The sequence below is a fragment of the Micromonospora luteifusca genome (assembly GCF_016907275.1).
Taxonomy (GTDB): domain Bacteria; phylum Actinomycetota; class Actinomycetes; order Mycobacteriales; family Micromonosporaceae; genus Micromonospora; species Micromonospora luteifusca.
This window is the reverse complement of record NZ_JAFBBP010000001.1, coordinates 4,860,138-4,876,286: the sequence shown is the minus strand read 5'-3', so window position 1 is coordinate 4,876,286 and position 16,149 is coordinate 4,860,138. Positions and strand designations below refer to the sequence as shown.

12 protein-coding genes are annotated in these 16,149 nt (G+C 71.9%); 4 read left to right on the top strand and 8 right to left on the bottom strand.

Annotated elements, in window-relative coordinates; translation table 11 throughout:
* Nucleotides 1-25: 25 nt before the first annotated feature.
* The gene (locus JOD64_RS22280; RefSeq protein WP_204943984.1) at nt 26-448 is read right to left on the bottom strand and encodes an SRPBCC family protein; all 423 of its coding nucleotides are present in this window, start codon (nt 446-448) and stop codon (nt 26-28) included.
* A gap of 95 nt (nt 449-543) precedes the next feature.
* Nucleotides 544-756 (bottom strand): hypothetical protein, encoded by a 213-nt coding sequence (locus tag JOD64_RS22275; protein WP_110563419.1) that lies wholly within the window; start codon nt 754-756, stop codon nt 544-546.
* 135 nt (nt 757-891) lie between these two features.
* On the opposite strand from JOD64_RS22275, the gene JOD64_RS22270 reads away from it, so the two are divergent.
* The gene (locus tag JOD64_RS22270; protein WP_204943983.1) at nt 892-2,007 is read left to right on the top strand and encodes an ATP-dependent DNA ligase; all 1,116 of its coding nucleotides are present in this window, start codon (nt 892-894) and stop codon (nt 2,005-2,007) included.
* Between the two features lie 58 nt (nt 2,008-2,065).
* The gene (locus JOD64_RS22265; RefSeq protein WP_204946187.1) at nt 2,066-3,637 is read left to right on the top strand and encodes an alpha/beta hydrolase; all 1,572 of its coding nucleotides are present in this window, start codon (nt 2,066-2,068) and stop codon (nt 3,635-3,637) included.
* On the opposite strand, the gene JOD64_RS22260 is transcribed toward JOD64_RS22265, so the two are convergent.
* Complete coding sequence (locus tag JOD64_RS22260; protein WP_204943982.1) at nt 3,564-4,076, bottom strand: potassium channel family protein; 513 nt, start codon at nt 4,074-4,076, stop codon at nt 3,564-3,566. The genes JOD64_RS22265 and JOD64_RS22260 overlap by 74 nt on opposite strands.
* Nucleotides 4,077-4,150: 74 nt before the next feature.
* Here JOD64_RS22260 and JOD64_RS22255 point away from each other — a divergent pair, with 74 nt between their 5' ends.
* Nucleotides 4,151-4,603, top strand: coding sequence for a GNAT family N-acetyltransferase (locus JOD64_RS22255; RefSeq protein WP_204943981.1), 453 nt, complete (start codon nt 4,151-4,153; stop codon nt 4,601-4,603).
* A 194-nt stretch (nt 4,604-4,797) separates the two neighbouring features.
* Entirely contained in the window at nt 4,798-6,807 is a 2,010-nt protein-coding gene (locus tag JOD64_RS22250) for a PIG-L family deacetylase (RefSeq protein WP_204943980.1), read from the top strand.
* A gap of 47 nt (nt 6,808-6,854) precedes the next feature.
* Here the strand turns inward: JOD64_RS22250 and JOD64_RS22245 are convergent, their stop codons facing one another.
* From JOD64_RS22245 to JOD64_RS22225, 5 genes are all read right to left on the bottom strand, one after another.
* Nucleotides 6,855-8,066: an acyltransferase family protein gene (locus JOD64_RS22245; RefSeq protein ID WP_307813556.1), complete on the bottom strand. Its 1,212-nt coding sequence runs from the start codon at nt 8,064-8,066 to the stop codon at nt 6,855-6,857.
* Between the two features lie 383 nt (nt 8,067-8,449).
* Nucleotides 8,450-9,175: an ABC transporter ATP-binding protein gene (locus JOD64_RS22240; RefSeq protein WP_204946186.1), complete on the bottom strand. Its 726-nt coding sequence runs from the start codon at nt 9,173-9,175 to the stop codon at nt 8,450-8,452.
* 11 nt (nt 9,176-9,186) lie between these two features.
* Nucleotides 9,187-10,182 carry an ABC transporter ATP-binding protein gene (locus tag JOD64_RS22235; RefSeq protein WP_204943978.1) on the bottom strand — a complete coding sequence of 332 codons (996 nt, stop codon included), beginning with the start codon at nt 10,180-10,182 and terminating at the stop codon, nt 9,187-9,189.
* 1 nt (nt 10,183) lies between these two features.
* The gene (locus tag JOD64_RS22230) at nt 10,184-12,892 is read right to left on the bottom strand and encodes an FtsX-like permease family protein (protein WP_204943977.1); all 2,709 of its coding nucleotides are present in this window, start codon (nt 12,890-12,892) and stop codon (nt 10,184-10,186) included.
* Nucleotides 12,889-16,074: an ABC transporter permease gene (locus tag JOD64_RS22225; RefSeq protein ID WP_204943976.1), complete on the bottom strand. Its 3,186-nt coding sequence runs from the start codon at nt 16,072-16,074 to the stop codon at nt 12,889-12,891. The genes JOD64_RS22230 and JOD64_RS22225 overlap by 4 nt, the downstream gene beginning before the upstream one ends.
* Between the last annotated feature and the right edge of the window lie 75 nt (nt 16,075-16,149).

Here is a 16,149-nt window from a genome sequence, read left to right as displayed (position 1 = left end):
CGCCGGCGTTGCGGAAAGCTGGCCGTCAGCCCCGCTCGCTCCGGCTCCTGAGCCCGTCGGCCTCCAACCGGAGGTAGTGGCGGAACAGCTCACCGTACAGCCGACCGATCAGGCCGGCCAGCAGCCCGGACTGGCTCATTGCCAGCTCGACGCGGGTGCGTCCGTCGGGCAGCGGCAGCAGCCGGTGCTCGGCCGTGGTCCGCACGCCCGGGGCGTCGGAGACCCAGACGAACTCCCGCTGCTCGGTCAGCTCGGTGACCCGCCACACCGCCGGCCGTAGCTTCGGCTGAATCAACCGGGCTGTCGCGCCGACGGCAAGGGGCCCTGGCTCCCCCCGCTCGGCCCGGGTCACCGAGGCCGTCCACTCCGGCCAGCGCGGCACGTCGACCAGCACCGACCAAACCTGCTCGACGTCGGCAGCGATCTCCGTAGCGGCTTCGAACCGCATTGTCTCCCCTCCCCGGCGGTGCCGTCCGGCACCCGCCACGGACGCAGACGAGGCCGCCAGGTGGATCGTGACAGCAGCACGCAACCCGGGCGGGATCAGGCGGCTTCGCGCAGGTCGGCCAGGCTCAGAGGGGTACGCCGACGCAGCAGTTCCTCCAGCTCCGGCACGGAACCGACCTCTCCGAGCACGTTCCGTCCGCCGCCGAACCGCTGCGGGTAACGGCGCGTCAGCCGGTAGCGGTAGCGGCCCCGGATCAGCTCGACGCTCACCCGCCACCGCCCGCAGCAGTCACAGACCCACTCGGACACCTCGCGAAAGTAGCTCTGACCTGCGGTTATTCGATTCGCCCGGTGGGGACGAGCGGCGCGTGGGCGGACACGCCACCCCGGCACCCACGGTGATCTGCCTCACGACTGTCGGTACCGTCTGATTGACTGGTCGCCGTGGACCTGCCGATCAATCCTCCGGTCGAGCCGATGCTGGCCAAGAGTGTCGCCAAGCTGCCCACCACGCCGGGGGTGACCTACGAGCCCAAGTGGGACGGGTTCCGGTGCATCGTGTTCCGCGACGGCGACGAGGTCGAGCTGGCCAGCCGGGGCGGCAAGTCGATGACCCGCTACTTCCCCGAGGTGGTCGATCAGGCGCGCCGGCAGTTGCCCGAGCGGTGCGCGGTCGACGGTGAGCTGATCGTGATTCGGCGTGACGGGTCGAGCGGCCAGGCCCGGTTGGATTTCGAGCTGCTGGCCCAGCGCGTCCACCCGGCCGCGTCGCGGGTGAAGATGCTGGCCGAGACCACACCGGCCGACTTCGTCGCGTTCGACCTGCTGGCCATCGGCGACGAGGCGCTGCTCGACCAGCCCTACCCGCGCCGCCGGGAGCGGTTGGTCGAGGCGCTGGCCGGGGTGCGCCCGCCGGTGCACGTCACCCAGGTCACCACCGATCCCGACACCGCCCGCCGCTGGTTCGACGTCTTCGAGGGCGCCGGCCTGGACGGGTTGATCGTGAAGCCGGCCGACCTGCCGTACGAACCGGGCAAACGGCTGATGTTCAAGGTCAAGCACGCCCGCACCGCCGACGCGGTGGTGGCCGGGTTCCGCTGGCACAAGTCCGGCCCGGTGGTGGGTTCGCTGCTGCTCGGCCTCTATGACGACGCCGGGGTCCTGCACCACGTGGGGGTGAGCGCGTCGTTCAGCATGGCCCGCCGCGCCGAGTTGCTCGACGAGCTGGCGCCCTACCGGGACATCGGCGGCGAGCACCCGTGGGTGCATGGCGACCACGAGCGCGGCCAACGCATCCCGGGCGGGGTGAGCCGGTGGACCGGCACGAAGAACCTGGAGTGGGAGCCGGTGCGCCCGGAGCTGGTGGTCGAGGTGGGCTACGACGCGATGGAGGGCGAACGGTTCCGGCACACCGCCCAGTTCGTCCGCTGGCGCCCGGACCGCGATCCCCGATCCTGCCGCTACGACCAGCTCGACCGCCCGATCCGCTTCGATGTGGACGAGGTGTTGCGCGGCGATCCGGCGACCACCGTGGACCGGGCCGCCACCGGTTCGGCGTAGCCTGGCCGTCGACTCGATTCCGGAGGACCTCGTGACGCGCACCGCCCATCAGCTTCGGATGGCGACCAGTCGCCGGGTCCGTCGTACTCTGGCCGCCTTCGCCGTCGCGGCGCTGCTCACCGCCGGGTGCACGTTGCCGGCGTTCGCGCCACGCACCGAGGTGGAGGGCGCGGCCGCAGCGACCGGCAGCGCGCCCACCTGGCGGCCCTGCCCGGAGGTGCCCGACGAGTTGGTCGGGCGCGGCGCACCGGACATGCGCTACGAGTGCGCGCGGATCGCGGTGCCTCGCGACTGGGGCACCGGCGGCGGCGCGAGCACCGGCCCGGGCGCCGGGCAGACCTTCGAGATCGCCCTGCTGCGGGCCCGCTCCACGAAGCAGCGCGACCGGGTCGGCTCGTTGGTGGTCAACCCGGGCGGCCCGGGCGGCTCCGGCGTCGACACCGCCGTCTACCTCTCCTTCGGCCCTCAGTTCGGCGGGCTTCCCACCTCGATCACCGAGCGCTTCGACATCGTCGGTTTCGACCCGCGCGGGGTTTCCCGGTCCAGCCCGGTGAAGTGCATCTCCGACGCCGACCTGGACGCCAGCTTCGGTTTCGACCCGGATCCGGCCAGCCAGTCGGCGTTCGACGGCTTCGTGGGCCTGAGCCAGCGGATCGGGCGTGGCTGCGGCGATCGGTACGGCGACCAGTTGCCGCTGTACGGCACCGAGCAGGCCGCCCGCGACATGGACGCGGTGCGCGCCGCCGTGGGCGACGACAAGCTCACCTACCTGGGCTACTCCTACGGCACTCTGCTCGGTGCCACATACGCCCAGCTCTACCCACAGCGGGTGCGTGCGTTGGTGCTCGACGGCGCGGTCGACCCGCAGCAGCGGCTGGTGGAGGGCTCGGAGAGTCAGGCCCGCGGTTTCGAGCGGGCGTTCAACAACTTCACCCGCTGGTGCGCGGCGAACGCCGACCGCTGCCCGATCGCCCCGGACGCGCGGGCCGCGGTCACCTCGGCCATCGACAAGGCCAAGGCCTCCCCGGTACGCGGCGCCAACGGGCGGGAGGCAACTGCCGGCTGGGTGTTCTACGCAGTCATCTCGTCGCTCTACACCGAGTCCGGTTGGCAGGAACTGGCCAAGGCGATCGACCAGTTGGCCGCGGGTGACCCGAAGGACGTGTTCCGGCTCGCCGACGCGTACGCCGGCCGGGGCGACGACGGGCGTTACTCGAACCTGTTCGACGCCAACCTGGCCATCAACTGCGCCGACGAGACGGAGAAGCCGAGCCGGGAGCAGATCCGGCAGTTGCAGGCGGAGTGGCGTGGGAAGTATCCGCTGTTCGGGCCGGCGCTGGCGGTCGGCATGCTGAGCTGCGTCGAGTGGCCGGGTGGGCGTGACCCGTACCCGACCGGCCGGGCGAACGGCGCGCCGCCGATCGTGGTGGTCGGCACCACCGGCGACCCGGCGACGCCCTACGAGCAGACCCCACGGCTCGCGTCGATGCTGGGCGTCGGCCGGGTGCTCACCTGGGAGGGCGAGGGGCACACCGCGTACCCGCAGACCTCCTGCATCACCTCGGCGGTGGACGCCTACCTGATCGACCTGACCGTCCCCGGGGAGGGGCTACGCTGCCCGGCCCGGTGACCGGCCGGGTCGGCGGCAGCGGCGGCAGCTCGATGCCCTGCCGGGTGGCCAACTCCTCCAGCAGCGCCCGCATCCGGCGGATGTCGGTCTTGAGCTGCTCCTGCTCCTCGTGCACGAAGGCGTCGTCATCGACGATGAGTCGGCTGGCGAAGTGTGCGGTGATCAGCGGGATCACCAGCAACACCATGGTCGAGATGAGCAGCGCGGCAAGCGTCCGGCCCGCCCAGGTGGTCGGCGAGATGTCGCCATACCCGACGGTGGACGCGGTCACCACCGCCCACCAGACGGCGTCGGCGGGGCTGCGGTGCTCGACCTCGCCGTAGATGACCCCCGCCACCACGATCATCAGCAGGTACGACGTGATCAGCGTGCGGGGTGAGTTCGCGAACCACACCAACGCCCGGTAGATCCATCGGAACGGCAGCAGCAGAAGGTCCATGCCGTCCCATGCTGCCCCCTCCCGGCAATGGGCACCGACCCATCCGCCGATGTCGCTGTGTCATGCTCAGCGGCATGACCGACGTGACCTACCGGGAGGCGGTCCGGGCCGACCTGCCCGCCGTCATCGCCCTGCTCGCCGACGACGTCCTGGGCAAGGCGCGTGACTTCACCGAGGTCGACGAGGCGTACGAGCGGGCGTTCGCGGAGATCAGCGCGGACCCGCGCAACCAACTGATCGTCGCCGAGCAGGGCGGTGAGCTGGTCGGCTGCCTCCAGATCACCTACATCCCCGGGCTCGGGCGGCACGGTGCCGAGCGGTCCCTGATCGAGTCGGTCCGGGTTCGCTCCGACCGGCGCGGCCAGGGGCTGGGCCGAGACCTGATGACCTGGGCCATCGACCAGGCCCGGCAGCGCGGCTCCGCCCTGGTGCAGCTCACCACTGACAAGACCCGCCAGGACGCGCACCGCTTCTACCTGGGCCTCGACTTCGTGGCCAGCCACGAGGGCATGAAGCTCACGCTCTGACCGCCCGCCGGTGCTGCCCCGCGGCGACGCCCTCCTCCCCGAGTCCTCCATGCTCATACCGATCGACGGTTAGCCAAGGACCAAGACCCCGTCGGCTGGTAGATTCCCGGGCCGTAAGAGCTGGCCGGCCACCGACGATTGCGGGGAGTTCGATGAGGCTGTTTCGAGGCGCATCGAAAAAGGGCGAACTTCCGGTGAGTCCCGCGCGCCAGCTGACCCACCTGCAGATCCTCGCCCACACCGACGATGACCTGTATTTCATGGTCCCCGACCTGCTGCAAACGCTTCGGTCCGGCACCGCGGTGGTCTGCGTCTATCTCACGGCCGGCGAGGCGGACGGCCGCAACGTGCCGACCTCGGACCGCAACCGGCTGGACTACCCGCAGGATTTCGAGGGCTACACGACGGGCCGGCAGAGTGGCCTGCGAGCTGCCTATTCCGCGATCGTCACCGGTCGCCGGGACGCGGTCTGGAAGCGCACCACGCTCGATGTCCGCGACGGCGTGGTCGCCGAGGTGAACACCCTTGAGGAGGGCTGCGCGCCGGTCACTTTGATCTTTCTCAATCTGCGCATGGGTCCGGGGGACGCGCGGGTTCGCCTGCGGACGTTGTGGACCGGCGACTCCGAGGCACAGGAGACCCTGCGGCCGACCGACAGCCCCATTCCGGCCGCGAGTGGTTCCTATCGCTTCACCCGGGAAGGACTGCTCACCACGCTGGTCGACCTGCTCGAGGCGAACCAGCCGAGCGTGGTCCGGGTGATGGACCCTGATCCCGATCACACCAAGTACGGCGACGGGCCGACGCACTACTGCGACAACGAGGACCACACGGCCGCCGCGTTGTTCGCCATGGAAGCGTTGCGGCGCTACGACGTGGCCGGCCATCCCCAGCGGGTGACGACCGAGAGCTACCGCGGTTACTGGAACAAGCTTTGGCCTTTCAACCTCAGCGGCGCGGCGTTCGCCGAAAAGGTGAAGTACCTGAGCATCTACGGCGGTGAGGACGGCCACACGTGCGACCAGCCCCTGCTGTGCGGGGACCGGCAGCTGGGCAACCGTTCGTACAACCGCGGCTACGGTCAGAGCACCACCTACCGGTACCACGGTTCGACCAGTTGGCTGCGCCGCATGCGCGACGGCCGGCTGGCCGCATTCGGCGTGCTCGACGGGCGCCCGGTCCGCTGGCTCGAATCGGCCGCCGGCTCCGGGACCTGGACCGGTCCGGAATCGTTCGGCGGCTCCGCCGGAGCTGACCAGGAGGCGTTTCTCCCGCTGCTGGAGGTGGTCCGAGACACCGACGGCAGACTGCACGCCTTCGGGATTCGGGCGACCTTCTCCGCGAACATCTACGGCCACCTCCGTGACGTCGTGCTGGCCAGCGAGACGGACCGGCAGGGCGAGTTCGCCGACTGGGAGAACCTCGGTAACCCGTACAACGGCTCGGGCCCCAATCCGATCAAGCGCCGCGAGATCGGTTCACCGGCGGCGGTCGTGGACGGTAAGGGCCGGCTTCGCTTCTTCGTCCGCAATTTCGGTTCCGGGATGAGCGCCCGGGTCCGCGAGCTCGACGGCACCTGGGGTCCCTGGCTGGACCACGGTGGCCGATCCCAGGACGGTTACCACGCGATCCGGACCGGTCGCGGGACCATCGAGCTCTACGGCGGCTCCGTCGGAGACGGCGTCCAGCCGGGCATCGTGCGATGGAGTCAGCAGAACGCCGAGGGCGCCATCAAACCCGCGTACAACACGCTGTTGCCGGCGCCCGCCGGGCCGCCGACCGTGGTCGAGCTGCCGGACGGCCGACTGTTGTTGCTGGTCCGGCAGCCGAACACCGCGTGGGTCGTGGCGTACCGCCAGGAGAGGCCGGGCGGCCGCTGGGATCCGACGGCGCATTTCCTCGGCGGGGACGGCGGCATCGGACTACTGGCCGCCATGGTGCTCAACGACGACCAGGGCGTGGTGATCGCGCAGCGCAACGATGCCGGGCGGATCAGCGTATGCCTGCAGCCCGCGTCCGGCGACGCCTTCCACACTCGATGGGTCGATCTGGGCGGCAGCCCCGTGCTGCGTACACCGGCGATCGAGACGGACGCGACAGGGCTGCCCACCGTGGCGGTGGTCGGCGCCGACGGGCGGCTCCGCTCGATCCGCCTCTCGGTGGCCAAGGGTGTACTCACCCCGCAGGAGTGGGTCACCGCCTGACCGGAACGGCCGGCGCCCGGACCACTGTCGGCCCGGGCGCCGGCTGCTCAGGGCCGCAGGCTGGATCCGGCGCCGACCGGCTCCGGTTGCGGGAGAGCGACCGGCGGCACCGACACGCGGTCGCGCCGGGGCGGCGGATCGGCGGAGTGGCGGCGAAGATCCGCCATACCGTTGCGCATGACGCGCTCCACCAGCCGGGCCAACGGCCGCTCCCCCAACCGGTGCACCAGCCAGGCGAGCAGCAGCATGGCGAGCAGGGTGCCGAACACCAGGACATAGGGCGGCACGTCGTCGCGCAGCGCGTGCAGCACCGTCAACCCGATGTCTTGGTGGAGCAGGTAGAGCGGATAGGTGAGCGCGCCGGCCGTGGTCAGCCAGCGCCACTGGATGCGGTTGAAGGCGCCGAGGGCGAGCAGCGTCATGAAGCAGAACGCCACGGCGACGACGGCCTGCGCCGGCCACGTGGCGATGGGGTGGTGCTCGTTCGTCGTGTCGAACGTCAACCGCGCGACCCGACGGGTCACGGTCAATTCCGCCAGGATGAACGAGAGCCCGAGAATGCCGAACGGCACCGCGGTCGGCCCGAAGCGGTAGATCAGGTAGAGGGCGATTCCCGCTATGAAGTAGGGAGAGTAGAGCGGCTCGGCCCACATGACGAGCAGGTCACCGCCCGCCACCGTGGCCGCGAGCGAAGCGACCGTCCACAGGCCGCAGAACAGCACGCAGCGCCGATAGGTGACGCCGAAGCCGACCACGATCGCGAAAAGCAGGTAGAACTTCAGCTCGATGAAGAGCGTCCAGTAGACGCCGTCGACGTTCCTGACGCCGAGGCCCTCCTGCAGCATGGTCAGGTTCACCGCGACGTCGGTCCAGGACCGGACGTACCGCACGGACGGCCAGATGCTGATCACCGTCACCGCCAGGACGATGGCGATCCAGTACGCCGGGTAGAGCCGGGCGACCCGGGACACCACGAAGTCACCGAGCGACTTGTTCCAGGCGGACATGCAGATGACGAATCCGCTGATCAGGAAGAACACCTCGACGCCCAGCCACCCGTACTGGGAGAACTGGTGCAGGAAGGGAAACAGCTGCTTGGCGTTCTGGTCCCAGGCGTCATTGGACGCCGTGTAGTGGCAAAACACCACCGAGACGGCGGCGACCAGGCGCAAGCCATCGAGGACGGCGAGGCGGGGGCGCTTCGCCGGGGGCGGCGCCGCGGGGGCCACTGAACTGGTGGGACTGATGGCGTCGAGCACGTTTAGCGGAGCTCCCCGTGAGGTGTTTCCCTGAGGCCCCATCGATCTTGGGCGCTGAAGTTCGACATGATAGCCGAACCCGAGTCAGCGCGATGGCGCCGTGAAGTCCGTAGCCCGGTGCCATCGCATTCCTTGCACCGCTGCGGCGAAACGGCGATTGCACTCGACCTTGATCGAATCGGCGCGCAGCTCGGGCGGGGAGGCGACCAGGCAGAGCCGGCCCGAGCAGATGACCCGTGGCTCGTATCGGTAACCGGTCCGCGAGTCCGGCGGGCAGCCACGGTGGGACTAAGACCCATGCCGAGTCCACGCCCCACGCCCCCGAGCCGCGAGCCGCGCCCCGCGTCCCCGAGCCGCGACCCGCCGCGCGAGCCGCAGTCGGGTCACGCCTCGACCAGGCGGCCGTCGCGCAGGACGAGTACCCGGTCGGCGAGGTCGATCAGGGCCGGGTCGTGCGTGGCCACCAGCGCGGTCATGCCGCGGGCGTGCACCACCGCGCGCAGCAGGTCCATGATGGACCGACCGGTCTCCGAGTCGAGCTGGCCGGTCGGCTCGTCGGCGATGAGCAGGTCCGGCTCGTTGGCCAGTGCTCGGGCCACCGCGACCCGCTGCTGCTGACCACCGGAAAGCTCGTACGGGCGCTGGGCCGCGTGCCCGCCCAGGCCGACCAGCTCCAGCAGCACCGCGACCCGCTGCTCCCGCTCAGCGGCCGGCACCTGCGCCAGCCGCAACGGCACGCCCACGTTCTCGGCGGCGGAGAGGATCGGCACCAGCCCGAAGGTCTGGAACACGAACCCGACGGTGCCCCGGCGCAGCCGCAGCAGCTCCGCCTCACCGGCCGAGGTCACCTCGTGCCCGGCCACCACCACCTGGCCGCTGTCCGGCCGGTCCAACCCGCCGACCAGGTTCAGCAGCGTTGTCTTTCCGGCGCCGGACCGGCCCCGGATGGCGACCAGCTCGCCGCGGTTGGCGCTGAACGAGACATCCCGCACCGCGTGCACGGCGTGCTCGCCCCGGCCGAAGGTACGGCTCACACCACTGACCCGGACCACCTCGGCAGGGTGCGCCGCAGGCCCACCACCGAACCCGGCCGCGCCGGTCACCACCATGTCCCGACGGCTCATGCCCCTGCCCCCCGCTCGTCCGAAGCCCGGTCACCCGACCGCACCTGCACATGGTCCGGTTCCAGATCGAGCCGGACCCGCTCCTTCAGCGAGAGCGCGTCGACGAACGCGGCCGGCAGCTGCATCCGGCCGTTTCGATCCAGCACCGCGTATTCCTCGCTGACCAACTCGGTGTTGCCGTCCTCGCCGATCCGAGCGGTTCGGCGTACCTCGGAGGCGGTCCGACCGTCGCGGATCGCGACGGTCCGGCGAACCTGCGTGGCAACGGCCTGGTCGTGGGTGACGACCACGATGGTCACGCCCAGCTCGGCGTTGATGGTGCGCAGCGCGGCGAAAACCTCGGCGCCGGTCGCCTCGTCGAGTTCACCGGTCGGCTCGTCGGCGAAGAGCACCTCCGGGTCGTTGGCCACCGCCACGGCCACCGCGCACCGCTGCTGTTCGCCACCGCTGAGCTGCCCCGGCCGCCGATCCGCGCAGTAACCCACACCGACCATGTCGAGCAGCTCCCGAGCCCGCTGCCGGCGGGCCTTGCCACCGAGCTTGCCGGTCAGCTGCATCGGCAGCTCGACGTTCTCCAACGCGGTGAGGTACGGCAGCAGGTTGCGGCCGGTCTGCTGCCAGACGAAGCCGACCAGCTCCCGCCGGTAGCTCAACCGCCGCTTCGTGGACAGCGAGAGCAGGTCGTAGTCGGCCACCCGGGCGATACCGGCGGTCGGCGTGTCCAGGCCGGAGAGGATGTTGAGCAGGGTCGACTTTCCCGAACCGGACGCGCCGACGATCGCCACCAGCTCACCCCGGTCGATGACCAGGTCGAGCCCCTGCAGGGCGACCACCTCCACCCCCTCGGTCTTGAAGATGCGCACCAGACCGTCGCAGACGATGTGCCCGCGCAGCCGGTCCTGCCCGCCGGCCCGCTCGGCGGCGCGAAGCGCTGCCCGCTGCTGCAGGGCAGCCAGGTCGGGCACCAGTGAAGTCTGGGCGGTAGCGGTCATCTCAGCTCTCCTCTCCGAGCCGAAGCACCTCACCGAGGCGCAACCGGCGGTTGTTCAGGGCCTCGACGGCGACCGCGAAGCCGAGGGCGACCACCCCGAGCGCGAGCACCGCGGCCACCAGGCCGGGCTCGAAGGCCACTCGGACCGGCATACCACTGGTGAAGGCGGACAGGCCGAGCACCGGGTTGAGCAGCAGGGGCAGCACCGCACCGACGAGCGCGCCGGTCAGCACCGACACCCCGACCAGCGGGGCAAGCTCGACCAGCAGCAGCCCGCGCCACTGCCGGCGGGACAAACCGAGGGTACGCAGCCGGGACAGCACCTGGCCGCGGGCTCGCGCGCCGGCCAGCACGGTGAACGCGATGGCCAGCAGCCCGAGCACGGAACCACCGGCGGCGCCGGCCACGAACCCGAAGGCCAGTACGCCGTTCGCACCGCCGTTACCGAGATCGCGCCGGACGTCGGCCCGGGTGTCGACGACGACCCCGATCGGCCGTTCCCGCCCGGTGACCGCCCCTTCCTGCTGGTAACGCAGCTGCCCCTGGTCGCCGGCGCGGCGTAGCGCTTCCGCGTCCAGTCGATCCCCGGCGACCAGCAGGCTGGTCGCCACCGGTGTGGTGTTTCGCGCCGGCAGCGCCTGCCAGGGCAGGATCACGAACCGGCTGGTGTTCGCCGACAGCAGTGGGAAACTCTCCTCGCTGCCGGCCACCCGGAACTCGTACCGCTGGCCCTGCACCGAGATGAAGGCGGAACGGTCCAGCCCGGCCTTGGTCAGATCGGCGGCGACCGCCGGCGAGACGATCGCCGGCAGCGGCCCCGGTTCGGGCCGGGCGGTGCGCAACGGCTCCGGAAGCGCCAGGTCCACCTCGGATTCCCGGGCCACCGTGGCCAGTCCCGATCCGTCGACCAGCAGCACAGCCGTCCCCCCGAGCCGAGGGCTGGTTCCGAGCTCGTCGGATGCCAACTGCTCGTCAGACGCGTACAGCAGTCGCGTCACGGCCCGGATCCCCGGCAGGCGGCCCAACTCGTCGACCGTGTCGGGGGCGAAGCGCTCCCCGCGGATCACCGCGTCGGCGGGCACGATCTGCTCGGCGGCCCGGTCCCGGCTCGCGTCGACGCCTGCGGCGACGACCGCACAGAACGCCGCAGTGCCGATCGCCAGCACCACGACGACCAGCGGGGCGGCGACAGCCGATCGACCGGCCCGCGCCGTCCCGAGGAAGGTGACGCTGCCCCGGGTCCGCGCGGCCAGCCGACTGACCAGCAGCAACGGCCAGGGGTACGCCCGCAGCGCGAGCACCGCCGCGGCGATCGCGAGCAGCACCGGCACCGACACCAGCAGTGGGTCCACCTCACCGAGGGTGAGGCCGCGTCGACGCAGCAGCACTGCGGCGAGCACTGCGAGCCCCAGCACGAAGAGCTCGCCGGTGAGCCGGCGGGTCGACGGGCGCATCCGCACCAGGTCACGGCGGGACGCCCCGCCGGTCGGCACGGCCAGTGTGGCCAGCGGCAACGCAAGGGTGACCAGGACGGTCGCGCCGATCGCGTACGGCGTGATGGGGTCCGGGGCGCCGGGGAGCAGGGTGCCCAGCCACCAACCGAGCACGGCGGCGACCGGCACCACGAGTAGTGACTCGGCGAGGCTGCGGCGGGCGCCGGCCGTGGCCCCGCCACCTCGTGCACGGATCAGCACGAACTCCGATCGGCGCCGCCGGGTGGCGAGGGTCGCGGCGAGCAGGATCAGCCCGGCCAGGGTTGCCAGTACGCCGGCCGCGATCACCGCCAGCAGGGTCCGGGCGGCGTTCACCTGCGCGGCGAACGCCCGCAACGGAATATCAATGCCCTGGGCCAACGAGAGGTCGGCCGGCTTGCTGCGCTGCGATTCCTGCAGACCGTCGATCAGCTGGTCCAGCTTCCGCGCATCGATGCTGTCGACGCCCAGTCGATACCGCCAGTTGTACCGGATCGACCAACCCGCCGCAGCCCGCTTGTCGAGGGTCGACGGGGCGACCGCACCCGTGACGATGAACGGCTCACCGTCCCCGATCGGGTCGGTGATCCGCAGCATCGATGGCAACCCGTCCCAGCTGCCGCCCGTACGGTCGACGGGGCGGAACAGCCCGACCACGGTCAGCGGGGAATCGTCGACAAGGCTGTTCTTGCCTTCGGCCCTGCCGATGCGCAGTTGGCTGCCGGTGCGCAGGTTGAGCTTGCCGGCCACGTCGACGTCCAGCACCACCTCGATCGGCCGGTCGGGAACGTACGTCTCGCTCGGCCACGCCCCCTCCACGAGGGTGGCGGCCTCCTTGATGTCGGGCACGGCCCGGAGGCCCAGGTCGACCAGCAGGTTGCGGGCCGCGAGGTCCGGCCCGACCACCCGGGCCGCTTCGGCGTCCACGTTGTACCACCGCTCGTTCACCGCCAAACGCACCTGCGGCGGCATCCCCGCGGCCAGGGCGTCGAACCGCTGACGGGCGTTGTTCGTCGCGCTTTGCGTGGCGAGGGCGCTCACCACGCCGCTGGTGTAGGAGATGTCCCGACGGGCTGCCGGCTCGCTGTTCAGTTGCGCCCGCAGCCCCTGTTCAGCGAGCCGGTTGACCAGCCGGGGTACGCCGCTGATCAGGAGCGTGACCACCAGCGTCAACACCGCCAGGAGCAGGAACTGCCCTCCGTACGCCCGGACCCGCCGGACAGCCGCGCCGACGCTCATCGTTCTCCCCCGATTCGCAACTGCACCGCCGCCACCCGCTGACGGATGCCGGCGGCGATGAACGCGCTGAAGGCGAGCGCCGCCAGCAGCAGACCGACCGCGGTCAGACCGATCGGCACCCAGGGAAGCGCGAACGCCGCCGGGGGAATCGGCCGGCCGGCGGCCGGGGTGAGGATGACCAGTGGGGCCATGGTGGCCCCGACCGCGGCACCGAGCAGCAGACCGACGCCTACCCCGATGCCGGCGAGGAAGGTCTGTTCGGCCAGCAGCGCCCGGGCCAGCAGCCGGGGCGTGGCGCCGAGGGTGTGCAGAACCGCGAACTCGCCGAGCCGGCGCCGGGCGGTGGCCCACACGTCCACCATCAGGCCGACGATGGCGAGCAGCACCGCGCCGAGGGCGGCGGCGAGCATCCCGGTACGCGACCCACGCCAGTACGGGTCCTCGGCGGCCGACTCGATCACCTTCTCCCGGTCGAGCACGGTCACGCCGGGCAGTTCGATGGCGGCCTGGGCGGCGGCCGACGCGTCGTCGGTGCCGACCCACCACTCCGGAATGGACCGCACCGTGCCGCCGTCCCGGATCACCGCGTCGACCCCGGCGGGCAGGTCGAGCAGCACCCCCTCGCCGGTGGTGGTCGGCACCGAGGCCAGCTCACCGATCAGTTGGACCTTCAGTGACACCCCGGAGAGCGTCAGGTCGACGGAGTCGCCGATGCGCAGGCTCATCGCTTCGCGTACCGCGGAGGTCATCAGCACCGGGACGGCCGCGCTCGGTCCGGCGGGCACGACGGCGAACCGGGTGGGCGGTTGGTACGCGAACTGGCCGCCGGGAATCACCTCCACGGCGCGGACTGCGGCGAACCCGGTACCGGTGGTCCGCACCGGCGCGGGTTTCATGCCGAGTGCCGTCATCGCCCAGTCGCCGCTCAGCTCGGCTGGCTGGGTTGCGCCGTCGGCCTTGACCACCGCCAACCCGTCCACCTGGAGTCGGTAGGCGTTGCCGGCCGCCACCCCGCCGTCGGATTCGAACCCGGCCAGCCGTAGCCGCGCCCCGCCCACGTCGGGTAGTTGCACGGTGAACTGGGTGGCCCGGCCGTCACTGTCGGCGTCGGCCGCCGGCAGCCGCAGGGCAAGCCCGTCGGAGCTGGTGACCAGCAGCGCCACCGCGACCCGGAATGACCGGAAGGCGTTGCTCACCGGGGTACGGACCGTGCCGGTGATCGCGCGCGCGTCGGCGGGTAGTTCGATACCCGCAGGCACCCCGCGCGCATCGATCATCCGCTTGTACTGCTCCGACGCCGGCTCGTCGGTGAGGCGGTCGGCGAGACGGACGACGCCAGGGGCGCTGGCCGGGTCGACGCCGACGACGGTTACCGGCAGGTCCTCGCGGCCGACCCGCACCTCGTCGCGCCACGCCGGGAGCGCACGTTCCACGCCCGGCAGCGCGGCGAGTTGAGCGGCCCGGGTCGGCGGAGCGGAACCGCCGCGCTCGGTGACCCGCAGGTCGGCGCCGACTGTGTGGCCGGCCTGCTCGACCTGCGATCGCTCCCCCGTGCTGATCAGGGACCAGGCCAGGGTGCTGCCACCGACGGCGAGGGCGAGCAGCAGTACCGGACCGGCGTGCGGGCGCCGTCCGGCCTGCCACATGCCGAACATGGTGGCGGTCCAGGGACGTCGGTCGACGAACCGCTCGGCGAACCGGGTCAGCGGCGGGAGCACCCGCAGCGCCAGCACGGCGCCGGCCAGCACGCCGAGCGTCGGGGCGGCGACCAGCAGCGGGTCGAGCCCGAGCCGGCCGTTCGAGCCGGCCAGCGGTGAGGCGTACCGGCGCAGTTGCACCCAGGCGAGCACGGCGAGCGCCACCAGCACCAGGTCGACGCTGGCCCGCTGGACGCTCGCCGCCCGGGTCGGGCGGGATCGGGCGGCCATGTCGGCCACGTACGTTCCGGTACGGCGCAGCGTCGGCGCGACCATGGCCACCAGGCAGCCCACCGCGGTTGCCACGGCGGCCGCCCAGACCAGGGCGGTGTTGCCGCCCGCGGCGGAGAGTTCCGCCGACCCGCCGGGCCGGACGAACCGCAGCGCTTCCACGGCGATCAGTGGCCCGAGCACGGCGGCCGGGGCGACCACCAGGGTGGCCTCGCGGGCGGCGAGACCGGCCAACTGCCGGCGGGCCGCGCCCCGGGCGCGCAGCAGCGCGGTCTGCGGGCGGCGGTCCTCGTGCAGCAGGGCGGCGACCAGCACCAACGCGTACCCGCCGAGCACCAGGATGAGCAGCAGCGGGGTGGCCAGCGAGGAGCGGCCCACCAGGTCGGCGCGGGCGATCCGGTCCAGCAGCCCCGCCATCTTGGTCGCGGTCTGTGCGGACGAGCCCAGTTGGGCGGCCTCCGGCACCGCCGTGCCGGCCGCGGTGAGGGCCTTCCGTACGGCGGGCAGGTCGGCGGTGTCGACGTCACCGAGATCCGGTTCGGCAAGCCAGGACACCGACACCGCGCCCGGGAAGATCGCCTCGAAGTCGGCCCGGTCGAGTGCGAACGGCCCGTAGGAGGTGCCGGAGGGGGCGCTGCCCGCGCCCACCCCGGGGGCGAGCAGCCAGTACGCGTCGGTCGGGTCGCGGGGCCGCCAGGTGCCGGCGAGCACGAACTCGCCGCGCCGCTCGGTGGCCCGGTCGCGCACCGGGATGCGTTCGCCGACGCTCAGGCCCAGCGCAACCGCGGCCCGCTCCGGGAGGCTCACCTGCATCGGGTTCGCCCCCGGGCGGGGCCACGCTCCGCTGGTCAACTCCGCGTGCGCGGCGAGGTCGTCGAGGGTGGCCAGGTTGGCGAAGATGGGCTCGTCGCCGGTACGGGGCACGGATCCGAGGGAACCGGTCAGCTCCCGTCCGGTGCCGTACCGGGCGACAGCGACGCTGACCGGGACCCCGGCGAGCCCGTTGGCGAACTCGGCGCGGACCGCCTTGTCGCGGTTGGCGAACTCGGCCGCGTCGCTGCCGCTCGAACCACCGACCAGGAGACCGCGTTCCTCCGCTGGCGAGGCGGCGACCAGCGCCCGCTGCCCGGCGTCCACCGCCCGGCGGTTGTAGTCGGACAGCCCGGTGACCAACGCGACGGCGACCAGAGCCGCGATCACCGCAGCCACCAGCAGCCCGCGCGCCTCGCGTGCACGCCTCCACACCAACTTCATCCGACGCCTCCCCTGGCCCCAATGGGCCGACGACCATCAAGACAGGCCACGCACCGGGAAAGGTTCGCGCCCGTT